Origin of the sequence: Flavobacterium sediminilitoris, from assembly GCF_023008245.1 — a bacterium.
Lineage (GTDB): Bacteria > Bacteroidota > Bacteroidia > Flavobacteriales > Flavobacteriaceae > Flavobacterium > Flavobacterium sediminilitoris.
In genome coordinates, this window is sequence record NZ_CP090145.1 from 1,685,365 (window position 1) to 1,709,263 (window position 23,899).

The 23,899-nt window shown below is 30.8% G+C and carries 18 protein-coding genes; 12 read left to right on the plus strand and 6 right to left on the minus strand.

Features of this window, described 5'->3' with window-relative positions; translation table 11 throughout:
• The first annotated feature begins 4 nt into the window (after positions 1–4).
• From LXD69_RS07650 to LXD69_RS07700, 11 genes are all read left to right on the plus strand, one after another.
• Entirely contained in the window at positions 5–3,040 is a 3,036-nt protein-coding gene (locus LXD69_RS07650; protein ID WP_246918605.1) for a TAT-variant-translocated molybdopterin oxidoreductase, read from the plus strand.
• Positions 3,041–3,070: 30 nt separating this feature from the next.
• Positions 3,071–4,480 (plus strand): NrfD/PsrC family molybdoenzyme membrane anchor subunit, encoded by a 1,410-nt coding sequence (nrfD, locus tag LXD69_RS07655; RefSeq protein WP_045969494.1) that lies wholly within the window; start codon positions 3,071–3,073, stop codon positions 4,478–4,480.
• A 4-nt stretch (positions 4,481–4,484) separates the two neighbouring features.
• Complete coding sequence (locus tag LXD69_RS07660) at positions 4,485–5,009, plus strand: DUF3341 domain-containing protein (RefSeq protein WP_045969492.1); 525 nt, start codon at positions 4,485–4,487, stop codon at positions 5,007–5,009.
• Positions 5,010–5,017: 8 nt separating this feature from the next.
• Complete coding sequence (locus LXD69_RS07665; protein ID WP_246918607.1) at positions 5,018–5,563, plus strand: c-type cytochrome; 546 nt, start codon at positions 5,018–5,020, stop codon at positions 5,561–5,563.
• 30 nt (positions 5,564–5,593) lie between these two features.
• Entirely contained in the window at positions 5,594–6,949 is a 1,356-nt protein-coding gene (locus LXD69_RS07670) for a hypothetical protein (protein WP_045969488.1), read from the plus strand.
• Between the two features lie 19 nt (positions 6,950–6,968).
• Complete coding sequence (locus LXD69_RS07675) at positions 6,969–8,117, plus strand: cytochrome c oxidase subunit II (protein ID WP_045969487.1); 1,149 nt, start codon at positions 6,969–6,971, stop codon at positions 8,115–8,117.
• A 40-nt stretch (positions 8,118–8,157) separates the two neighbouring features.
• Positions 8,158–9,927, plus strand: a complete 1,770-nt coding sequence (locus LXD69_RS07680; protein ID WP_045969485.1) for a cytochrome c oxidase subunit I — start codon at positions 8,158–8,160, stop codon at positions 9,925–9,927.
• Positions 9,928–10,005: 78 nt separating this feature from the next.
• Positions 10,006–11,028, plus strand: coding sequence for a Holliday junction branch migration DNA helicase RuvB (gene ruvB / locus LXD69_RS07685; protein ID WP_045969483.1), 1,023 nt, complete (start codon positions 10,006–10,008; stop codon positions 11,026–11,028).
• Positions 11,029–11,037: 9 nt separating this feature from the next.
• Complete coding sequence (locus LXD69_RS07690; protein WP_246918609.1) at positions 11,038–12,372, plus strand: cytochrome P450; 1,335 nt, start codon at positions 11,038–11,040, stop codon at positions 12,370–12,372.
• A 10-nt stretch (positions 12,373–12,382) separates the two neighbouring features.
• Positions 12,383–13,309 (plus strand): tRNA epoxyqueuosine(34) reductase QueG, encoded by a 927-nt coding sequence (gene queG / locus LXD69_RS07695; protein WP_045969480.1) that lies wholly within the window; start codon positions 12,383–12,385, stop codon positions 13,307–13,309.
• Between the two features lie 55 nt (positions 13,310–13,364).
• Positions 13,365–16,367 carry a T9SS type B sorting domain-containing protein gene (locus tag LXD69_RS07700; protein ID WP_246918610.1) on the plus strand — a complete coding sequence of 1,001 codons (3,003 nt, stop codon included), beginning with the start codon at positions 13,365–13,367 and terminating at the stop codon, positions 16,365–16,367.
• Positions 16,368–16,486: 119 nt separating this feature from the next.
• On the opposite strand, the gene LXD69_RS07705 is transcribed toward LXD69_RS07700, so the two are convergent.
• The 6 genes from LXD69_RS07705 to LXD69_RS07730 form a co-directional block, all read right to left on the minus strand.
• Positions 16,487–16,885, minus strand: coding sequence for a hypothetical protein (locus LXD69_RS07705; RefSeq protein WP_246918612.1), 399 nt, complete (start codon positions 16,883–16,885; stop codon positions 16,487–16,489).
• A gap of 22 nt (positions 16,886–16,907) precedes the next feature.
• On the minus strand, positions 16,908–17,294 hold the full coding sequence (locus LXD69_RS07710; protein WP_045969474.1) for a GreA/GreB family elongation factor: 387 nt from the start codon (positions 17,292–17,294) through the stop codon (positions 16,908–16,910).
• A 34-nt stretch (positions 17,295–17,328) separates the two neighbouring features.
• Complete coding sequence (locus tag LXD69_RS07715) at positions 17,329–18,609, minus strand: Glu/Leu/Phe/Val family dehydrogenase (RefSeq protein WP_246918868.1); 1,281 nt, start codon at positions 18,607–18,609, stop codon at positions 17,329–17,331.
• Position 18,610: 1 nt separating this feature from the next.
• Complete coding sequence (locus LXD69_RS07720; protein ID WP_246918613.1) at positions 18,611–18,760, minus strand: hypothetical protein; 150 nt, start codon at positions 18,758–18,760, stop codon at positions 18,611–18,613.
• Positions 18,761–18,961: 201 nt separating this feature from the next.
• Positions 18,962–20,284, minus strand: coding sequence for a sigma-54-dependent transcriptional regulator (locus LXD69_RS07725; protein WP_246918614.1), 1,323 nt, complete (start codon positions 20,282–20,284; stop codon positions 18,962–18,964).
• Entirely contained in the window at positions 20,284–21,381 is a 1,098-nt protein-coding gene (locus LXD69_RS07730) for a sensor histidine kinase (protein WP_246918615.1), read from the minus strand. Before LXD69_RS07730 ends, LXD69_RS07725 begins: the two co-directional genes overlap by 1 nt.
• Positions 21,382–21,590: 209 nt before the next feature.
• On the opposite strand from LXD69_RS07730, the gene LXD69_RS07735 reads away from it, so the two are divergent.
• Positions 21,591–23,885, plus strand: coding sequence for an NADP-dependent malic enzyme (locus LXD69_RS07735; protein WP_045969466.1), 2,295 nt, complete (start codon positions 21,591–21,593; stop codon positions 23,883–23,885).
• Positions 23,886–23,899 lie beyond the last annotated feature (14 nt).

Here is a 23,899-nt window from a genome sequence, read left to right on the forward strand (position 1 = left end):
CAATATGGCATCAAACAAAAAATACTGGAAAAGTGTTGAAGAGCTAAACGAAAATAGCTCTATTGTTGAGACGCTAAGAAACAATGAGTTTGTTGAGCAGATTCCTGTAGATGAGTTTTTAGGAGACAAAGAAAATTTATCAAATACTTCAACTTCTCGTCGTGACTTTTTAAAATATGTAGGATTTAGCACTGCGGCTGCTTCGTTAGCTGCTTGTGAAGGTCCTGTTGTGAAATCTATTCCTTACGTAGTTCAACCAGAAGAAATTATTCCTGGTGTAGCAGATTTTTATGCTACGACTATAGCTGATGGATTTGATTTTGCTAATATTCTCATCAAAACTCGTGAAGGTCGTCCAATTAAAGTTGAAAACAATAATTTAGAAGGGTCTAATACAGGCGCAAATGCAAGAGTTCATGCTTCTGTTCTTTCTTTATACGATAGTTTACGTTTAAAGCAACCTAAGATTGAAGGTAAACCTGCATCTTGGGGAGAAGTAAATGCTAAAGTGAAAGCAAGTTTAGAAGATGCTAAAGCAAAAAATGCTTCTGTTGTTTTGTTAACAAATACATTAGCAAGTCCTTCAACGGATGCTTTAATAGCAGATTTGAAAATAAAATATCCAACAGTAAAGCATATAACTTACGATGCGATTTCTGAATCTAATGCATTAGATGCTTTTGAAGCAGTATATGGAGTTAGAGCTTTAGCAAATTATGATTTTTCTAAAGCAGATGTAATTGTTTCTGTTGGAGCTGATATATTAGGAGATTGGCAAGGTGGAGGATACGATGCAGGTTATGCTCAGGGACGTATTCCTAAAAATGGAAAAATGTCTAAGCATATTCAAATTGAAGCAAATATGTCTTTGGCTGGTGCTAATGCAGATAAGAGAATTCCATTGACAATTGCACAACAAAAGAATGCTCTTGCTGATTTGTATAGTGCTGTAGTAAACGGTGCTACGCCTAAAAATGCAGAAATTGCAAAAGTGGCTAAGCAGTTGATTTCTGCTGCTGAAAAAGGTGTTGTTGTAACAGGTTTAGATGATTTAGACGCGCAATTAGTTGTTTTAGCAATAAACAATAAATTAATGTCTGAAGCATTTAATCCAAATGCTGCAAAGTTAACACGTAACGGTAATGCAAAAGAAGTAACTCAATTAGTAGCAGATATGAAAGCAGGAAGTGTTCATACACTTATTATGAGTGGAATAAACCCTGTTTACACATTGCCGAATTCTAAGGATTTTTCTGAAGCACTTAAGAAAGTTAAGCTATCTGTTGCTCTTTCTATGAAAGAAGATGAAACGGCTAAATTAGCTACGATTGCTGCGGCTGCACCTCATTATTTAGAATCATGGTCAGATGTAACAATTGCAAGAGGTCATTATAGTATCATGCAACCAACTATTCGTCCTTTGTTTGATACAAAACAATTTCAAGAAGTATTGTTGACTTGGACTGAAAATAGTGCAACGTATTATGATTATTTAAAAGGTTTTGCTGCAAATCAAATTGTTGGAAAATCTTGGAATCAAGTTGTTCATGATGGTTTTGCAATTACAGAAACGTATGCTTTAACAGCAAATATAATTGATGTTTCTGCTGCTGCGGCTAAATTAGGACAAACAAAATCTTCTGGATTCGATTTAGTTTTATATACTAAAACAGGATTGGGAGATGGACAACAAGCAAATAATCCTTGGTTACAAGAATTCCCAGATCCTATTACTAGAGTGTCTTGGGATAATTATGTAACGGTTTCTAAAAAAGATGCTGAAAAATTAGGATTAGAAAATTGGAATGTTGCCAATGGAGGTTTAAACGGAAGTTATGCTACGTTAAAAGTTGGTAGTGCAACACTAGATAAAGTTCCAGTAATAATTCAACCAGGTCAAGCAGTTGGAACAATTGGTTTAGCTTTTGGTTATGGTAAAACTGAAGGAATGAAGCAAGAAATGCAAGTTGGTGTTAATGCTTATACATTATATAGTAACTTAAATGCTAATCAATCAGTAACAATTACTAAAACAGATGGAGAACATGAGTTTGCTTGTGTTCAATTACAAAAAACATTAATGGGTCGTGGAGATATTATTAAAGAAACGACTCTTGAAATATTTAATACGAAAGATGCTAAAGAATGGAACCCAATTCCAATGGTATCTTTAGATCATAAGGCAACTCCTGCAACAGAGGTTGATTTATGGACTTCTTTTGATAGAAGCACAGGTCATCATTTCAATTTATCGATTGACTTGAATGCTTGTACAGGGTGTGGAGCTTGTGTTATAGCTTGTCATGCTGAAAATAACGTTCCTGTAGTAGGTAAATCTGAAGTAAGAAGAAGTAGAGATATGCACTGGTTGCGTATCGATAGATATTATTCTTCTCAAGATACATTTAATGGAGATGTTGAGTTGAAAGAAAAAACTTCTGGATTAATGAATTCAATAAGTACTTTAGGTGCGATGGAAGATCCATCTGAAAACCCTCAAGTAGCATTTCAACCAGTAATGTGTCAACATTGTAATCATGCTCCTTGTGAAACTGTATGTCCAGTTGCTGCTACTTCACATGGTAGAGAAGGACAAAATCACATGGCATATAATAGATGTGTAGGTACTCGTTATTGTGCGAATAACTGTCCATATAAAGTAAGACGTTTTAACTGGTTCTTATATAATAAAAACACTGAATTTGATTACCATATGAATGACGATTTAGGTCGAATGGTATTAAATCCAGATGTGAACGTACGTTCTCGTGGAGTTATGGAAAAATGTTCAATGTGTATTCAAATGACACAAGCAACTAAATTACAAGCTAAGCGTGAAGGTAGATTAGTTAAAGATGGTGAATTCCAAACAGCATGTTCTGCGGCTTGTACAAGTGGAGCAATGATATTTGGAGATGTGAATGATAAAGAAAGTCAGGTTGCTAAATTAGTAGAAGACGAAAGAATGTATCATTTACTAGAGCATATTGGTACTAAACCAAATGTGTTCTATCACGTTAAAGTTAGAAACGATAAATAAGTATTAATTTAAGAAACAATATAAAGGATTATGTCGTCTCATTACGAAGCACCCATTAGAAAACCTTTAGTAGTAGGAAGTAAGTCTTACCACGATGTTACTGTAGATGTGGCTAGACCAGTTGAAGGTAGAGCTAATAAACAATGGTGGATTGTATTTTCAATTGCCTTAACAGCTTTCCTTTATGGTTTGGGCTGTATGATTTATACTATCACTACAGGTATTGGTACATGGGGATTAAATAAAACTGTTGGTTGGGCATGGGATATTACCAATTTCGTTTGGTGGGTAGGTATCGGTCATGCTGGAACCTTAATCTCTGCTGTATTATTATTATTCCGTCAAAAATGGAGAATGGCCATTAACCGTTCTGCAGAAGCAATGACAATTTTCTCTGTAATGCAAGCTGGATTATTCCCTATTATTCACATGGGTAGACCATGGTTAGGATATTGGGTATTACCTATACCAAATCAATTTGGATCATTATGGGTAAACTTTAACTCTCCATTACTTTGGGATGTATTTGCAATATCAACATATCTATCTGTATCATTAGTGTTCTGGTGGACAGGTTTACTACCTGATTTCGCAATGTTAAGAGATAGAGCAATTACACCGTTTACAAAAAGAATATATTCTACATTATCATTCGGATGGAGTGGAAGAGCTAAAGATTGGCAACGATTTGAAGAAGTTTCTCTTGTATTAGCAGGTTTGGCAACTCCACTTGTACTTTCTGTACATACAATTGTATCTTTTGACTTTGCTACTTCTGTTATTCCAGGTTGGCATACAACAATTCTTCCTCCGTATTTCGTGGCAGGAGCAATTTTCTCTGGTTTTGCAATGGTAAACACACTGTTGATTATTATGAGAAAAGTGTCTAACTTAGAAGATTATATTACTATTCAGCATATTGAATTAATGAATATTGTAATTATGATTACAGGTTCTATAGTTGGATGTGCATATATTACTGAGTTATTTATTGCTTGGTATTCAGGAGTAGAATATGAACAGTATGCATTCTTAAATAGAGCAACTGGTCCTTATTGGTGGTCATACGCTTTAATGATGTTATGTAATGTAATTTCTCCACAAGTTATGTGGTCAAAGAAAATACGTACAAGTATAATGGCATCTTTCATAATTTCAATTGTTGTTAACGTAGGAATGTGGTTTGAGCGTTTTGTAATTATTGTTACTTCATTACATAGAGATTATTTACCATCTTCTTGGACGATGTTCCAACCTACATTTGTTGATGCAGGTATTTTTATCGGAACAATAGGATTCTTCTTTGTATTATTTTTATTATATTCTAGAAGTTTCCCAGTTATTGCACAAGCAGAGGTTAAAACTATTTTGAAATCGTCTGGTGACAATTACAAAAGAGAGAGAGAATTAAACGATCATAATCATTCAGACAATCATTAATATCATGAGTAATAAAGTTATACACGCTATATATAATGACGATGATGTTTTAATGGATGCTGTAAAGCAAACAAGAGCAGCTCATCATCATATTGAGGAGGTTTATACACCTTTCCCAGTGCATGGTTTAGATAAAGCAATGGGGTTAGCTCCAACAAGAATTGCAATTGCATCATTTTTATATGGTTTAGTTGGAATATCAGTTGCAACAGCAATGATGAGATACATCATGATTGTTGATTGGCCACAAGATATTGGAGGAAAGCCAAGTTTTAGTTATATAGAAAATATGCCAGCTTTTGTGCCAATTATGTTTGAATTAACAGTCTTTTTTGCAGCACACTTAATGGTAATTACCTTTTATATGAGAAGTAAATTATGGCCATTTAAAAAAGCAGAAAATCCTGATGTGAGAACAACAGATGATCATTTCTTAATGGAAGTTGGCGTTCATGGCAATGAGGAGGATATGATTTCTTTCTTTAAGTCTACAGGAGCTGTTGAAGTAAAAGTAATAGAAAAGCATTAATACAAGATATGAAAAGCTTATATAAAATAGTAGCAGTAGTAGGTTTATCTTTCATGGCAACATCATGTTTTGATAAATCTAAACCAAACTATCAATTTTTTCCGAATATGTATGAAGCGGTTCCTTATGAAACCTATTCAGAACATGATGTGTTTAAAAATGGTGTAGAAGGTCAAATACCAGCTGAAGGTTCAATAAAGAGAGGTTTTGTACCTTATGAAATTCCAAATACAACGGAAGGATATGCTTTAGCTAAAGAAACATTAAAGTCTCCTCTAGATTCAATTTCGGTTAATCCTGAAAAAGGAAAAGAGCTATTTAATATTTACTGTGCTATTTGTCATGGTGATAAAGGAGATGGAAAAGGAAACCTTGTTAAAAGAGAAAAATTCCTTGGAGTTCCTAGTTATAAAGATAGAGAAATAACTGAAGGTAGTATTTATCATGTAATTACTTATGGATTAAATTCTATGGGGTCTCATGCTAATCAATTGACGCAAGAAGAAAGATGGCAAGTGACAGATTACGTTTTAAAACTTAAGTCAGAATTATAATTGTAAAACACTTTTTTGAAAATTATTAATATGTATACGTTTTCAAGTAAATTAAAAACTTTTTCATTAGCTCTAATGGTCTTAGGTATCATAGGGATTGGTATTGGCTTCATGTCAGTTCCAAATAAAGAGGAAGTTAAAGAGATGTTAAAACAGGGTCATGGTCATCATGAAAGTGCAACATCACATGATACTCATGAGTCAAAAGATAGTCATGTTAAGCAAAATGTTTCTCATGATACTCACAAGTCAGAGGAAGTTCATGCTGATAAAGAACATGAAGAGCATGTTGAGCATGTGTTACATCAACAACAAAACAAACCTTGGTCTGCATTTTATGTAGCTTGTATTTTCTTTATGCTTATTAGTGTTGGAGTTTTGGCATTTTATGCTATTCAACAAGCAGCACAAGCTGGATGGTCTCCAATATTATTTAGAGTAATGGAAGGAATTACAGGGTACTTATTACCTGGGTCAATTATATTCTTTTTGTTTTTAGTATCTTCAGGATTCCATTTAAATCATATTTTTATATGGATGGATGAATCAGTTGTAGCTAAAGACCATTTATTACAAGCTAAAGTAGGATATTTAAATGTTCCTTTCTTCTTAATAAGAGCAGCAATATTTTTAGCAGGTTGGAATATTTATAGATATGTATCTAGAAAGAATTCAATTGCTCAAGATAGCGCTACTGATCATTCTTTCTATAAGAAAAATTTTAAATGGGCAGCAGGATTTTTAGTTTTCTTTATTGTATCGGAATCTATTATGTCTTGGGATTGGATAATGTCTGTAGATCCTCACTGGTATAGTACTTTATTTGGTTGGTATGTATTCGCAAGTTTCTTTGTGAGTGGAATTACAACTATCGCTTTAGTTACTTTGTATTTGAAATCTAAAGGATATTTAGAAAATGTAAACACAAGTCATATTCATGATTTAGCTAAATTCATGTTTGGTATTAGTATCTTCTGGACATATTTATGGTTTTCACAATTTATGTTAATATGGTATTCTGATATTCCAGAAGAAGTTACATATTTTGTTACAAGAATAGAAAACTATAATCTGCCATTTTTTGGAATGCTTGTTATGAACTTTTTATTCCCATTGTTAATATTGATAAATACTGATTTCAAACGTTTATCATGGATTATAGTAATGGCTGGTATCGTAATATTATTTGGACATTATATAGATTTCTATAACATGATTATGCCTGCAACTGTAGGAGATCAATGGTTTATTGGATGGTCTGAAATAGGTTCAATATTATTCTTCCTTGGATTATTCATATTTGTAGTGTTTAATGCACTTACTAAAGCACCATTAGTGGCTAAAGGAAATCCTTTAATGGAAGAAAGCAAACATTTTCATTATTAATATTTAAAGTAATAAACAAATGACAAGTTTATTGATATTCTTAGTTTTAGTTTTAATTGGAATTGCGATTTGGCAGTTAACTAAAATTTTCGATTTAACTCAAGTAGGCGTAGATTCAGATAATTCTGAAGTTGCTAATGATAAAGATAATAGTGTTAATGGTTATTTAATGTTTGCCTTTGTTGGATTCATTTATATCTTTACCATATATTCTTTATTTGAATGGAGTGATTTAGTTTTAGGTACTCCAGCTTCTGAACATGGTGTTGAAGTTGATAATTTGATGTATATTTCAATGTTATTGATCTTTTTTGTTCAGACTGTAACTCAGTTTTTACTACACTATTTTGCTTTTAAATACAGAGGTAAAAAAGGACAAAAAGCATTATACTTTGCTGATAATAATAAATTAGAAGCAGTTTGGACGATAATTCCTGTGATTGTATTAGCTGGATTAATTCTTTATGGCTTGTATACATGGAATAATATTATGTTCTATGAGGAAGATGAAGATGTTATCTATGTAGAATTATATGCAAAACAATTTAGTTGGGAAGCAAGATATGCAGGTGAAGATAATACATTAGGAAAAGCAAATGTTAGGTATATTGAGGGAATAAATACTTTAGGTGTTGACTTATCAGATCCAGCAGCTCAAGATGATAAAGTAGTAACTGAATTGCACTTGCCAAAAGGGAAGAAAGTAGTATTTAAAATACGTTCTCAAGATGTTCTGCATTCAGCTTATATGCCACATTTTAGAGCTCAAATGAATTGTGTTCCTGGTATGATAACTCAGTTTGCGTTTGTTCCAACAGTAACTACTGCTGAAATGCGTCAAGACGAAGCAATTATTGCTAAGGTTGATAAAATCAACAAAATTAGAGCTAAGAAAAGCACTGAATTAGTTGCTAAAGGAGAAGAAGCGTTAGATCCATATACTTTTGATTATTTATTGTTGTGTAATAAAATTTGTGGAGCTTCTCATTACAATATGCAAATGAAGATTGTAGTTGATACTCCAGAAGATTTCAAGAAATGGTTAAATGAAAAACCAGCTTTAGCACAACAATGGAAAGAGGCTAATGCACCTGCTGAACCAGAAGTTAAGCAAGATGTTACACCAGAAATGGTTATTGATTCTACACTTATTGTAGACAATCATTAATCATTAAAATTTGAAAGTTATAAAATTATAATATAAGATTATGTCAGCACACGAACACGGTCATCACAAAGAAACATTTATTACTAAATATATTTTTAGTTTAGATCATAAGATGATTGCTAAGCAATACCTTATTACAGGCTTATTAATGGGAATTATAGGAGTTTTATTATCTATATTTTTCCGTATGCAAATAGCTTGGCCAGAAGAATCTTTTGGTATTTTTAAATTCTTTTTAGGAGAAAACTTTGCACCAGGTGGTGTAATGAAAAATGATATTTATCTTGCTTTAGTTACAATACATGGTACAATAATGGTATTCTTTGTATTAACGGCTGGGTTAAGTGGTACATTTAGTAATTTACTTATTCCATTACAAATTGGAGCAAGAGATATGGCGTCTGGATTTATGAATATGCTTTCATATTGGATGTTCTTCGTTTCTTCTGTAATTATGGTTGCTTCTTTATTTATTGAATCAGGACCAGCATCTGCTGGATGGACTATATATCCTCCTTTAAGTGCATTGCCTCAGGCAATTGGTGGTTCAGGATTGGGAATGACTTTATGGTTAGTATCTATGGCTATATTTATTGCATCTTCATTAATGGGATCTTTAAATTATGTAGTTACGGTTATAAACATGAGAACAAAAGGTATGACAATGACAAGATTACCACTTACGGTATGGGCGTTTTTTGTTACTGCAATAATTGGTATTGTTTCTTTCCCAGTATTGTTCTCAGCGGCATTATTATTGATTTTTGATAGAAGTTTTGGAACATCATTCTTCTTATCTGATATATTTATTCAAGGGGAAGTTTTACATTATCAAGGTGGTTCACCAGTATTGTTTGAGCACTTATTCTGGTTCTTAGGGCACCCTGAAGTATATATTGTATTATTACCTGCATTAGGTATTACTTCTGAAATTATAGCTACAAACTCAAGAAAACCAATTTTTGGTTATAGAGCTATGATTGCCTCAATATTAGCAATTGCTTTCTTATCAACTATTGTTTGGGGGCACCATATGTTCGTATCTGGAATGAATCCATTTTTAGGATCGGTGTTTACTTTTACAACGTTATTAATTGCAATTCCTTCAGCAGTAAAAGCTTTTAATTATATTACAACATTATGGAAAGGAAACTTGCAGTTGAACCCAGCAATGCTATTTTCAATTGGTTTAGTTTCAACATTTATTACCGGAGGTTTAACAGGAATTATTTTAGGAGATAGTACTTTAGATATTAATGTTCATGATACTTACTTTGTTGTTGCTCACTTCCACTTAGTAATGGGTATATCTGCACTATACGGATTCTTTGCAGGAGTTTATCATTGGTTCCCAAAAATGTTTGGAAAAATGATGAATAAAAACTTAGGATATGTTCACTTTTGGGTTACAGCGGTTTGTGCTTACGGAGTTTTCTTCCCAATGCACTTTATAGGAATGGCTGGTTTACCAAGACGTTATTATACAAATTCAGCATTTCCATTATTCGATGAGTTAGCAGATGTTAACGTGTTAATCACAATGTTTGCAATTGTAGGAGCAGCTTTTCAAATTGTTTTCTTTTGGAACTTCTTTTATAGTATGTTCTATGGTAAAAAAGCACCAAAAAATCCTTGGAGATCTAATACTCTTGAATGGACAACACCAGTTGAACATATTCATGGAAACTGGCCAGGTGAAATACCAGAAGTACACCGTTGGGCTTATGATTACAGTAAGCCAGGTCATGATGATGATTTTGTACCTCAAGTAGTTCCAATGAAAGAAGGTGAAGAAGAATTACATCATTAAGATTTTAAAATATACATTTAAAAAACCTTTCCTTTCAGGAAAGGTTTTTTGTTTTTAACTTTGCTTATATTTATTACTATGAATGAGAATTTAGACCCTAATAAAGAGAGATTTACACCTCAAGATTTAGATATTGAGAAGGCTTTACGTCCTTTAAGTTTTGATGATTTTGCAGGACAGGATCATGTTTTGGAAAATTTGAAAGTTTTTGTTGAAGCAGCAAATCAAAGAGGAGAAGCACTAGATCATTCATTATTTCATGGTCCTCCAGGTTTGGGTAAAACAACATTGGCTAATATTTTGGCAAATGAATTAGGAGTTGGTATAAAAATCACGTCAGGACCTGTGTTAGATAAGCCAGGAGATTTGGCTGGTTTATTGACAAATTTAGAAGAAAGAGATGTCTTATTTATTGATGAGATTCATCGTTTAAGTCCTATAGTTGAAGAGTATTTATATTCTGCAATGGAAGATTATAAAATAGACATTATGATTGAAAGTGGGCCAAATGCAAGAACAGTTCAAATTCATTTGAATCCGTTTACATTGGTTGGTGCAACAACCCGTTCAGGATTATTGACTGCTCCAATGAGGGCTCGTTTTGGTATTCAAAGTAGATTACAGTACTATAATACAGAATTATTAGCTACAATTATTGAACGTAGTGCTACTATTTTAAAAGTTGAAATTGATCTAGAAGCAGCAATAGAAATAGCAGGAAGGAGTAGAGGAACACCGCGTATTGCAAATGCGTTATTGAGAAGAGTTCGTGATTTCGCTCAGATAAAAGGAAATGGTAGAGTTGATATAGAAATTACAAAGTATGCTTTAAAAGCACTAAATGTAGACGCAAATGGGTTAGATGAAATGGATAATAAAATTTTATCAACTATAATCGATAAATTTAAAGGAGGACCAGTTGGATTAACAACATTGGCTACTGCTGTTTCTGAAAATGGGGAAACAATCGAAGAAGTTTATGAACCGTTTTTGATACAAGAAGGGTTTATTATGAGAACACCTAGAGGAAGAGAAGTTACAGAGAAGGCTTATAAACATCTAGGAAAAATAAAAGCAAATATACAAGGAGGCTTGTTTTAATATAAAAATATGAATTCCTCTAAAAAAATTCCTGAAGTAACTGTTTTTAAGTTTCTAAAACATTCATTATCGATTTTAAAAAATCCGTTACCTTTTCATAAAGCTAATTTTAATTTTCATGGTGATATCTTCAAATTAAATATCGGGTTTGGAAGTTCTGTTATTTTTTCTAGAGATGCGAGTTTGTTGAGTTATGTGCTTCAAAAGAATCAAAAAAACTATACAAAGTCACCTATACAAACAAGAGATTTGGCTAAATATGTAGGAAAAGGACTTTTAACGTCAGAAGGGGAAAAATGGCAAAAACAACGCAAACTAATTCAGCCTGCTTTTCATAAAAGTCAATTATTGCTATTATTAGAAAATATCCAATCTATAATTGAATTTGAATTAGATAAAATAGTATGTAATAAACCGATTGATGTTTTTCCGATATTTAATGATTTAGCATTTCAAACAGTTGTAAAGTCATTGTTTAGTTCTGAAGTTAGTGATGATGAGATTAATAAACTTCAATATGTGACTGAGGTTACTCAACAAATGTTAGTTAAAGAATTGCGCCAACCTTATTTAGGTTGGTGGTTTAAGGCATCTGGAGACATTAAAAAACATTTAGGCTTAATAAATGAATCGAGAGACATTTTAAGAGGAATTGTAAATAAAAGAAAGCAGAATAATATTAAACAGAATGATTTATTAGAAATGTTGCTTAATGCTCAATATGAAGATGGGAGTATTATGGAAGAGCAACAATTACTAGATGAAATTTTAATTTTATTTGCGGCAGGACATGAGACAACATCAAATGCTTTAACATTTACAAGTGAATTGTTAGCTAGAAATAGTATCACTCAAGATAAAATATTAGAAGAAGTTAAACGACTTAAAAAGGAATCTTCAGATATTATGTATTGGTTGAAAAATGCAAGTTATACCAAGCAAGTTATTGAAGAATCAATGCGATTATTTCCTCCAGCATATTTCATTGATAGAATTAATAAAGAAGATGATGAATATGAGGGATTTCATTTCCCTAAAGGATCAAGCATATTGTTTTCAGTTTATGAAATTCATAGACATCCTGATTTTTGGGAAAATCCAGAAGAATTTATTCCTGAACGTTTTTCAAATGAAAGTGTAAAGTTCTCTAAAAATTATTTTCCTTTTGGAGCAGGTCAACGTATGTGTATAGGAAATAATTTTGCAATGTATGAAATGATTTTAGCAATAATGACTATCGTTGAACGATATCAAATAATAGAAAAAACAACGCCAATTAAAATAAAGCCTTTAATTACACTTAAGCCTTTAGATGCTATATTAGAGTTTAAACTACGATTGTAAAATCTGTAAGATGAATAATAAAGAAAAATATTCATTATTAATAAAAGAAGAAGCTAAGCGATTAGGATTTCTTTCTTGTGGTATTTCTAAAGCAGAATTCTTAGAGGAAGAAGCACCTAGATTAGAAAATTGGTTAAATCATCAACATAATGGTCAGATGGCTTATATGGAAAACCATTTTGATAAGAGGCTTAATCCTACGCTATTAGTAGATGGAGCAAAAAGTGTTATTTCGTTGTTATTAAATTATTTTCCTTCAGAAAAACAAAATGAAGATTCATATAAGATTTCAAAATATGCTTATGGTCAAGATTATCATTTTGTAATAAAAGAAAAGCTAAAAGAACTATTAAATTTTATTCAAGAAGAGATAGGTGAAGTTTCTGGAAGAGCATTTGTAGATTCTGCACCTGTTTTAGATAAAGCTTGGGCTGCAAAAAGCGGATTAGGTTGGGTAGGAAAAAACAGCAATCTTATTACTCAAAAAGTGGGTTCTTTCTATTTTATTGCAGAGTTAATAGTTGATTTGAATCTGGAGTATGATACTATAACTACAGATCATTGTGGCTCTTGTACAGCTTGCTTAGATGCTTGTCCTACAGAAGCTATAATAGCACCTTATATTGTTGATGGGAGCAAATGTATTTCATATTTTACAATTGAGTTAAAAGAGAATATTCCTTTAGAAATGAAAGGTAAATTTAATGATTGGGCATTTGGGTGTGATGTTTGTCAGGATGTTTGTCCTTGGAATCGATTTTCAAAACCACACAATGAACCTCTTTTTAATCCTAATAAAGAGTTGCTGTCTTTTTCTAAAAAAGATTGGGAAGAAATAACAAAAGATACTTTTAATAAAGTATTTAAAAATTCAGCAGTAAAAAGGACTAAATTAGAAGGGCTACAAAGAAACATTAGTTTCTTGTTAGGTAAATGATAAGTTAAGGAGATTGAAATATTTTATATATTTGGAACACTAAAATTCCAATACTGTGAAAAAACATTACTATCTATTACTTATTATTCATTTATCATTTTTTAGTTTTTCTCAAAATTTACCAAATGATTGTCAAAATTATATCCAAGCATGTGACAATCAAAATATTTCTTATAATGTTTCAGGAGCCGGTGTTCAAGAAATTATTCCAGAATCATGTAGTAGTAGTGAGCACAATTCACTTTGGTTAAGAGTTACAATAGATCAACCGGGAACTTTAGGTTTCACAATTGTTCCACAAAGTACAGATATAAATGAAGATTATGATTTTTGGGTTTTCGGACCAGTGTCAGATTGTAGTAATTTAGGAGCTCCCATACGTTGTTCTACTACAAACCCTGCTGCTGCTGGACAAACCAATAATCATACAGGATTAAATGCTTCGTCAATTGATATAAATGAAGGACCAGGTGCTGATGGTAATGGTTTTGTAAGACAACTAACTGCTCTGTCTGGTCAAAGCTATTTTATAGTAATTGATAGACCAATAGGGAATTCTCCTTTTTCCTTGACTTGGACAGGAACTGCTACTATTTTGAATCCTTTTAAAAATATAAATTTTCCTGATTATCCTGATGTAGTTCTTTGTGATGAAGGCTTAGATAATTTAGAATTGTATGATTTCTCAGTTTTAGATAATATTATTTTAACAGGCCTAACAGATTTTTTTATAACATACCATAATTCTTTGCAAGACGCGTCATTAAATAATAATCCAATTATTGGAGCAGCTAATTTAAATGAAGGGACATATTATGCTAGAATTTCATCATTAACAGCACAGTGTACTGAAATAAAAACAGTTAATCTAATTTTTGATAATATATCTACAAATGATGTAATAGAAACCGTTTGTGAAAACACAGCAGCAAATACAATTGATTATGATTTAAGCAATTCGAATAATAGTATTTATACAGGAACGCAAGTAGTAACGTATAAATATTTTACAAATTTAACAGACGCAAATAATAATACAAATGAGATAACAAATTGGCAAAATAGAACATTGTCATTGGGTTCACATGAGTTTTATGTTCGAACTGAAAAAGGAACTTGTTTTGATACTTCAAAGTTAACCATAAATGTAATTCAAAGGCCAGTAATTAACCCTATAGTAGAATTAAAGCAATGTGATGATGATACAGATGGGTTTAGTGCTTTTAATCTTACGGAAGCAGAAGATCTAATTGTCGCTAATTCAACAGGTTTGACAATAAGCTATTTCCTAAATTTAACAGATGCACAAGACAATATAAATACGATTACAAATGTTACATCTTTTGTTAATCAAACTATAAACACACAAACTATATATTATAGAGTAACAAATACTAATGATTGTTTTAGAGTTGGTCAATTAGATTTAATAGTTTCTGCAACTCAAATTCCAACTACTTTTTCACCAATAGTGATTACTTCTTGTGATGATACTTTTGGAACTAATAATGATGGAATCGCAACTTTTGACTTTAGTGGAACTCAAACTGTAATAGCAGGATTGTTTACAGGGCAAGTGGTAAATGTAACGTTTTATGAAAATGTTCAAGATGCTTTAGCAGAAGTTAATCAAATTGATATAGCAAATGCTTCAGCATATACGAATGATAATTCACCAAATACGCAAGATATTTATGTAAGAGTTGATAGCGATTTGAATAATGATTGTGTCGGTTTAGGTAAGTATGTAAGTTTGCAAGTTGAAAATCACCCTATTGTTCCTCCAAAAGAAATAAGAGGTTGTGATGATGATAATGACGGAATAATAGATTTTATAACAACTGATATTGAAACAGAATTATTAAATGGATTAACAAATGTGTCAGTAACATATATAGATGCTAATAATGTAGTATATGATGATTTACCAAATCCATTTACTACAGCATCTCAAATAATGACAGTTACACTTAAAAATGACACGGCAAAAGAATGTCTTTTTGTAACAACGTTAGAATTTATTGTTGATAACAAACCAACAGCAAATCCAATTCAACCAGATTTACTTGTAAAATGTGATGATGATGAAATAAATCCATTGCAACAAAATGGTAAATTTAATTTTGATACATCAACTTTTGATAATATAATTAAAGGGACTCAAACTAGAGTCGTTATTGAATATTATGATGAGAATAATGATTTATTACCAAGTCCGTTACCAAATCCTTTTGAAATAGGGACACAAGATATAACAGTCAAAGTTATAAATGAAGATAATAATGATTGTTATGATACTATTGTTTTGTCGTTTATTGTAAATCCAGTTCCTAATATTTATATTGAAGGAGAGGAAGAGATTATTTGTACTGATGACCCTAGTGATTCACAAGTTTTAAATGCAGGATTAGTCGATGAAACAACCATTGACGATTATACATATCAGTGGTATTTTAATAATCAAATTATTGTTGGAGCAGATCAATATAATTTAACGGTTACAAATTCAGGAAATTATAGTGTAGATGTAATTGATAATAATTTGTGTTCTAGTACAAGAAATATTGTGGTAATTCCATCAAATATTGCTGTAATTAATAATATAGAAATTGTTGATTTGGTAGATTCAAATACAATAACAGTTTTAGTAACAGGTGACGGAAATTATCAATATAGTTTAGATGGAGAGAATTATCAAGAGAGTAATGTTTTCTATGATGTTCAAGCTGGATTAAAAACGGTGTATGTTTATGACTTAAATGGTTGTGGTATTACATCAGAAACAGTAAGTGTTTTATCTGTCCCAAAATATTTTACACCAAATGGAGATGGAATTAACGATTTTTGGAATGTTAAAGGGTTTAATGAAAGATTTCAAGAAAGCACTTTGATTTCTATTTTTGATAGATATGGAAAATTATTGAAGCAAATTTCGTCATTTTCTCAAGGATGGGATGGAACATTTAATACAGTAAATATGCCTTCTTCTGATTATTGGTATTCAATTGAATTATTAGATGGACGAGTTAAAAAAGGACATTTTTCATTAATAAGATAGAAAATATAAATAAAACACCAGTTTTTACACTGGTGTTTTAACTGCAAGCAACGAAAACGTTCTGCGAAAATGTAATTAATTTGAAGAATAATTAAATTTAAAAAAGCAGAATTTTTTATTTAAGTAAGGTTGTTTTGTTCATTTATTTTTAAATAAGCAAGCCTTTTTAATTTTTTATATTGAAATAGAAAAGATTCAATATTATTTTTAAAAAGGATATGGTCATTTAAATAATAAGTTTCGCATTCAATGTCTTCACATTCTTTTAATCCGTCTGTTTTTCTAATGTAAAATATTAGATTTGCTAGTAAAATGTTATTTTCTTTTTCTTTTGTTTCTAGTTTTTCAATAATTTTACTATAGATGTCATTGTTTTTTTTGTTTTTTAAAAGCTGTTTAAAAAATACTATTTCGGCATTAATACAGTCTACTTCTTCTTTCCATAAAAGAATATCTTTATTGATAAATTGTCTCTCAATATCATCTTTGTCATAATGCTTTTTGACTAAATTATTCATCCTTTTAAGTATTTATAATTGTTTAATTTTTAACAGAGATTATCTCTATTGTGCTTATTCCAGTAGGGAATTGCCAATTGATTTTATCATTTTGAGCATAACCAAATAAAGCAAGGCCCATTGGAGCTAATACAGATATTTTATTATTTGCTACATCACTTTTTTCTGGAGTAACAATTTGATATGTTCTTTCTTTATCAAAAGCTGTTTTAATGGTTACAATAGAATTAAATCGAACAATGTCTTCAGGTATTTTTGCACTATCAAGTACTTTTGCTTCTTTTAATTCATCTATTAATTTTTCAAAAGACAATCGATATGTTTTATCATTTTTATTGTGAGAATTCGAAAAAAGGTGCTTTAAAGTTTCAAGTTCTTTTTTATCAATAATTATTTTTCCGTACTTCATGATTCAAAAATTAGTTTTAATTAATTGATCTTTATTAAGGGAAAATTCCTCTTTCAATATAGGCTGTTTCAATTCGACTAATAGCTATTGTATATGCAGCCGTTCTCCAATCAATTTTATTAGTATTAGCTAGTTTTTCAACTCTTTTATAGTTTATAGTCAGTTTTTTTTCTATTTTAAACATCACTTCGTCTAATGGCCATAATTCTCCATTTCTATTTTGAAGCCATTCAAAATAACTTCCTATAACTCCTCCTGAATTACATAAAATATCTGGTATTATGGTAACATTTTTATTAAGTAATATATGTTCTGCTTCATTGTTAATAGGGCCATTAGCTCCTTCTGCAATAATTTTAGACTTAATTTTGTCTGCGTTTTTTTCTGTTATTTGATTCCCTAAAGCAGCAGGAATAATAAAGTCACATTCTAAACCGAAAAAATCATCAGGATTCATTTCTGTTGCACCTTCAAAACCTTTGGTAGAACCTTTTCTAGGTTTGCAATGTTCGTATAAATCTTCAACAGAAATTCCATTAGTATTAATTAGAGTAGCATGAGCATCTTGAGTCGCAATTAAAATAGCTCCATCATTATTTAAAAAATGAGAAGCCCAATAGCCAACGTTTCCGTAGCCTTGTACAATAAATTTTTTTCCTTTTAAAGTTTCGTTTCGTCCTTCAAATAACAATCTAAGAGTTAGATAAACACCAAAGCCTGTGGCTCTATCTCTACCTTCTAAACCGCCACTTCCAACAGGTTTTCCTGTTACAACATGTTTGTGGTTAGATCTTTCATTAGGAGATTTAGTAGACATGAATGTGTCTGCCATCCATGCCATTGTTTGTTCATTTGTGTTTACATCAGGTGCAGGAATATCATATTCAGAACCAATGTTATCACCTAATGCATAAGTAAATCGTCTTGTAATTCTTTCAAGTTCAGATAATGAATAGTTTCTTGGATCAATCTGAATTCCACCTTTTGCACCACCATATGGTAATCCTGCTAATGATGTTTTCCAAGTCATCCACATGGCTAAAGCCTTTGCATCATCTACATCAACAGTTGGATGATATCTCAATCCTCCTTTATATGGACCTAATGCATTGTTGTGCTGTACTCTATAACCTGTAAATATTTCAACATTACCATTGTCCATTTTTACAGGGAAATGGATAATTATTTCGTTATTAGTGATAGACAAAATCTTTCTAATATTAGAATTAAGATTCATTGAATCTGCAGTTTTGTTAAACTGTTCTAATACATTGTCTAGCATTGTTTTCTGTTTTTTTACTTCTAAAATTTCCATATTATTTATATTCTTCACAATATTTTTTTTTGTTTTCTATCCAAGTACAGAATATGTTATTTTCGCAATTTGAACAAATTCCAATAAGACTATTTGTAGTGCTTATTTCTTCAAGTAGGGCAGAAGGTTCAGGATCAAGTAAAGTTTCCATATTTTATAATTTAACATGAATCCTATTAGTCAATCTGTGTGCCATATTTTTTTGATTTTATGTAATTGTTTAAAAATCAATTAATTGATTTTTATTTTTTGTTCTTGCTTTATTTTTAATATGAGTATATATACACCAAACGGGGTGTTTTACCCCGTTTTTTCCTTTGAAGCTATTAAGTGTGCTAAAAAAAGAATATTATTATTTTAGAAGCTTTTGTCTTAGTGTTTTTCGGTCTATTTGTAGAATTTCTGCAGCTTTTGTTTTGTTATTATTTACAGCAGCTAGAACTTTTAAAATATATGATTTCTCAATTTCATGTAAGGACTTCAGTTTTTCATGTTCTATTGGTTCTTTGTACTTTAATGATTTAGGTAATGAGTTGGTATCAATAATTTTATCGCTTAAAATAATAAGGCGTTGAATAATATTTTCTAGTTCTCTAATGTTTCCTGGCCAATTATGTCTAGTTAGAATGTCAATGGCTTTTTGAGTTATTGTAACATCGGGTTTTCCATATTCTTTTCCATATTTTTTCAGGAAAGTAGTAATCAACACAGGGATGTCTGTTTTTCTATCTCTTAAAGGCGTAGTTTCAATATTTACGACATTAAGTCTATAGTATAAATCTTCTCTAAATGTACCATTTTCAATGGAGTTTTGTAGATTACTATTAGTCGCAGAAATAATTCTAACATTTATTTTTTGTGGCTTTTGAGAACCAATCATATAAATTTCTTTTTCCTGTAAAACTCTAAGTAGTCTAGTTTGAACAGAATGTGTCGCTGTTCCTATTTCATCTAAAAAGATAGTTCCGTTTTCAGCAGCATGAAATAATCCAGCTTTAGTTTCATTTGCTCCAGTAAATGCACCTTTTACATAACCAAATAATTCAGATTCAATCAGATTTTCAGGAATTCCTCCACAATTGACAGATATAAAAGGTTTTGATGCAAAATTACCATTATAATGAATTGAACGTGCAATTAACTCTTTTCCTGTGCCACTTTCTCCTTGTATTAAAACGGTTGCTTTATTGTTTTTTACTCTTTTTATGATGTCAATTAACTGTGTGTGTTCTTTAGATATCCCTACTAAATTAGTAATAAAATCATCGGAATCTTCTACTTTTTTATTTAAAGGATTCTTTTTTTTATTTTTAAGGCAATTATGGATTGATTTTTTTAATTCTTCAAAAGTAAATGGTTTTGTTAAATAGTCTAATGCTCCAGATTTTACAGCATTAATAGCAGTATCCACAGAAGGAAACCCTGTTATAACTAATTTAGGGATATTAGGAAAATGTTCATCAGCATATTTTATAAGCTCAATACCATTTATTTCAGGCATTTGTAAATCTGTAATTAAGAGATCAATAGTAGAAGATTTTAAAATGTCTATAGCTTCAATAACAGAAGTGGCCTTATATGAATGAAAGTTTAGATCTTTTAAATTACGTTGTAGTAATTCTAGCATATCATAATTGTCATCTACAATTAAAATGTTTTCTTTTTTTAAACTCATCACTTTTCTTTTAGAGGTAAAATAATTTGAAAATTAGTCCCTTTAGGTTTGTTGTTTACTACTTTTATTTCGCCTTTATGACTTCTAATTATTCCATGAACAACGCTTAGTCCAAGACCTGAACCTTCACCTATTGGTTTTGTCGTAAAAAAAGGTTCAAATATCTTAGGTTTAATTTCTTCATCTATTCCAGAACCTTGATCTTTAATTTCAATTATAAAGTTTTCTTTTTTAGAGTTAACCAATATGTCAATTTTACTTTCAAATGGAGATACATAGATTGCATTCATAATAATATTGAAAAGTACTTGTGTTAATTGAATTTCGTCTATTTGTGCTTTTATATTATGATCTTTAAAAGTTACATTGCAAGTAATATTCGCTTTTTTGAAGTTTGGCCCTAATAATGTGACTGCTTGAAGAATAATAGGTTTTATTAATAAAATCTCTTTATTTTGAGGCATTTCACAAGAGAAAAACATTAATTTTTTTACAATTTCCCTAGAGTAAATAGCAGCATTAATAATTTTTGAAATATCCTTATCTATAGATTTTACTTTGTTTTCTTTTTTGATAAGTTCAGCAAAACCAAGAATATTTCCTAAAGGAGTGTTTAGTTCATGTGCAATTCCTGCGGTTATTTCTCCTAAAATTGAAAGTCTGTCGTTTCTTTCTGCCGATTGTTTTAGCTTTTCTTCTTTTTCTTTACGCTCTTTGTTTTCTAAAAACTGACTTGTTTCTACACTTATTTTTTCAAGTAGTTTGTATTCTTCTTCCAAAAAATCATCTATAGATAATTTAGGAGAAGGATAATGGATTTTTATAAAACCAACTTCATTGTTTTCTATAAAGGTTTTATGATCAATATATACAGTTTTTTGAGGTAGAACATTCGTAAGTATTTTCAAATCTTTAAACACAATCTCTACTATGGCATCGTCAGAATATTTTAAAGCTTTTTCTAAATTTTGACCAATGTTAGTCAAAACCTCTTCAATTGTTATATTCTTTTGATTAATTATATGAGTTGTTTCGTATAAACAAACTAATTCTTTGATTCTTTCCTTTAGTCTTTCTTTAGTTGATAATGATGGCATAAGTGTTTGTTTTATGAAAAAATCGGGGAATTATTCCTCAATACAAAAGTATGTTTTTTTTATGCATAATTTGTTTTAAAAAAGAGTTAAAAGTTTAAGCATATTTATTAGTTAAATTAAAAATAAAAAAATGATTCAAAAGAGTTTCTTTAAAATTTCATTTTCTCATGAACTCTTATATCTTTGTAAGTTAGTATAAAAATAATTATATGCATAAGGATACAAAAAGAAGAGAGGCATTATTATATCATGCAAAACCGACACCTGGTAAAATACAAGTGGTGCCAACAAAAAAATATGCAACACAAAGAGATTTATCACTAGCATATTCTCCAGGAGTAGCAGAGCCATGTTTAGAAATAGAAAAAGATATTAATAATGTTTATAAATATACAGCAAAAGGAAACTTAGTTGCTGTAATATCAAATGGGACTGCTGTTTTAGGACTTGGAGATATAGGTCCAGAAGCATCTAAACCAGTAATGGAAGGAAAAGGACTTTTGTTTAAAATTTTTGCAGATATAGATGTTTTTGATATTGAAGTAGGAACAAAAGATGTTGAAGAATTTATTCAAACAGTAAAAAATATTGCACCTACATTTGGAGGGATAAATCTTGAAGATATAAAAGCTCCTGAATCTTTCGAAATTGAAAGGAGATTAGTAGAAGAATTGAATATTCCTGTAATGCACGATGATCAGCATGGAACAGCAATTATTTCTTCAGCAGCATTATTAAATGCTCTAGAATTAGCAAACAAAGAAATAGATAAAGTTAAAGTAGTAGTTTCAGGAGCAGGTTCAGCGGCATTAGCTTGTGCTAATTTATATGTTTTATTAGGAGTAAAAATTGAAAACATTTTTATGTTTGATAGAGCAGGAATGCTAACTACTTGTCGTGAAGATATTTCTGATTTACAAAAAAGATATGCAAAGTCTTGCGAGCCAAAATCATTGAAAGAAGCAATTGTAAACGCAGATGTTTTCTTAGGATTGTCAGTAGGAAATATTCTAACTTCAGAAATGTTATTGACAATGAACAATGATCCAATTGTTTTTGCAATGGCTAATCCAGTTCCAGAAATTGATTATAATGTTGCAATAAATACTCGCGAAGATATTATAATGGCTACTGGTCGTTCAGATCATCCTAATCAAGTAAATAATGTACTAGGTTTTCCTTATATTTTTAGAGGTGCATTAGATGTGCGTGCTAAAAAGATTAATGAAGAAATGAAGATGGCTGCGGTTAGAGCATTGGCTGAATTAGCAAAAAGCCCAGTTCCAGAACAAGTGAATGTGGCTTATGGTGAAACAAAATTAAACTTCGGTAGAGATTATATTATACCAAAACCTTTTGATCCTAGATTAATTGCTGTTGTTGCTCCAGCAGTTGCCAAAGCAGCAATAGATTCAGGTGTTGCCCAAATTGAAATTAATGATTGGGAAAAATATGAATTAGATTTATTAGATCGTTTAGGTTCTGATAATAAGATGATTAGAATGTTGGTTAATCGAGCAAAAACAAATCCTAAAAAAGTAGTTTTTGCAGAAGCAGATCATTTAGATGTTTTAAAAGCAGCACAAATTGTTCATGAGGAAGGAATTGGAATTCCTATTTTATTAGGAAATAAAGAGATAATTCAAGAGCTAAAAACAGAAATAGGGTTTGATGCAGATGTTACTATAATAGATCCTAAAACAAAAGAAGAAGATAGTAGTAGAGCAAAATATGCTAAGTCTCTTTGGGAAGCAAGAAAAAGAAGAGGAATTACGTTATTAGATGCCGAAAAATGGATGAGAGAACGTAATTATTTCGGATTGATGATGGTTAATGCGGGAGAAGCAGATACAATGGTAACAGGATATTCTAGAAGTTATCCTTCTGTGGTAAAACCAGTATTGGAATTAATTGATAGGGCGCCAGGAGTTTCACGTATTGCAACTACAAATATGATGATGACTACGAGAGGACCAATATTCCTTTCAGATACAGCAATCAATACGAATCCAACAGCAGAAGAGTTAGCTAAAATTGCATTAATGACGGCAAAAACACTTAGAATGTTTGGTATGGAGCCAGTTATGGCAATGGTTTCTTTTTCAAATTTTGGCTCATCTGAGAGCGAGAATCCTAAGAAAATTAGAGAAGCAGTTGCATATCTTCATAAATATTATCCAGATTTAATAGTTGATGGAGAAATACAAACAGATTTTGCTTTAAATCCGGAAATGTTGAAAAGTAAGTTTCCTTTCTCTAAGTTAGTTAATAAAAAAGTAAATACTTTAATTTTTCCAAATTTAGATTCAGCAAACATTACTTATAAAATGATGAAAGAACTGAACAAGACAGACTCAATAGGTCCAATAATGTTGGGGTTAGATAAGCCAGTGCATATTTTCCAACTAGGAGCTAGTGTTGAAGAAATGGTAAATATGGCAGCAGTTTCAGTTGTTGATGCACAAGAAAAAGAAAGAAAATTTAAACAGTCTATTAATAAATAATATTTTATATTTTT

Coding starts and splice junctions, on each gene's coding strand:
- LXD69_RS07650 (WP_246918605.1), top strand. CDS start 5: ATGGCATCAAACAAAAAATACTGGAAAAGTGTTGAAGAGCTAAACGAA.
- nrfD (WP_045969494.1), top strand. CDS start 3,071: ATGTCGTCTCATTACGAAGCACCCATTAGAAAACCTTTAGTAGTAGGA.
- LXD69_RS07660 (WP_045969492.1), top strand. CDS start 4,485: ATGAGTAATAAAGTTATACACGCTATATATAATGACGATGATGTTTTA.
- LXD69_RS07665 (WP_246918607.1), top strand. CDS start 5,018: ATGAAAAGCTTATATAAAATAGTAGCAGTAGTAGGTTTATCTTTCATG.
- LXD69_RS07670 (WP_045969488.1), top strand. CDS start 5,594: ATGTATACGTTTTCAAGTAAATTAAAAACTTTTTCATTAGCTCTAATG.
- LXD69_RS07675 (WP_045969487.1), top strand. CDS start 6,969: ATGACAAGTTTATTGATATTCTTAGTTTTAGTTTTAATTGGAATTGCG.
- LXD69_RS07680 (WP_045969485.1), top strand. CDS start 8,158: ATGTCAGCACACGAACACGGTCATCACAAAGAAACATTTATTACTAAA.
- ruvB (WP_045969483.1), top strand. CDS start 10,006: ATGAATGAGAATTTAGACCCTAATAAAGAGAGATTTACACCTCAAGAT.
- LXD69_RS07690 (WP_246918609.1), top strand. CDS start 11,038: ATGAATTCCTCTAAAAAAATTCCTGAAGTAACTGTTTTTAAGTTTCTA.
- queG (WP_045969480.1), top strand. CDS start 12,383: ATGAATAATAAAGAAAAATATTCATTATTAATAAAAGAAGAAGCTAAG.
- LXD69_RS07705 (WP_246918612.1), bottom strand. CDS start 16,885: ATGAATAATTTAGTCAAAAAGCATTATGACAAAGATGATATTGAGAGA.
- LXD69_RS07710 (WP_045969474.1), bottom strand. CDS start 17,294: ATGAAGTACGGAAAAATAATTATTGATAAAAAAGAACTTGAAACTTTA.
- LXD69_RS07715 (WP_246918868.1), bottom strand. CDS start 18,609: ATGGAAATTTTAGAAGTAAAAAAACAGAAAACAATGCTAGACAATGTA.
- LXD69_RS07720 (WP_246918613.1), bottom strand. CDS start 18,760: ATGGAAACTTTACTTGATCCTGAACCTTCTGCCCTACTTGAAGAAATA.
- LXD69_RS07725 (WP_246918614.1), bottom strand. CDS start 20,284: ATGAGTTTAAAAAAAGAAAACATTTTAATTGTAGATGACAATTATGAT.
- LXD69_RS07730 (WP_246918615.1), bottom strand. CDS start 21,381: ATGCCATCATTATCAACTAAAGAAAGACTAAAGGAAAGAATCAAAGAA.
- LXD69_RS07735 (WP_045969466.1), top strand. CDS start 21,591: ATGCATAAGGATACAAAAAGAAGAGAGGCATTATTATATCATGCAAAA.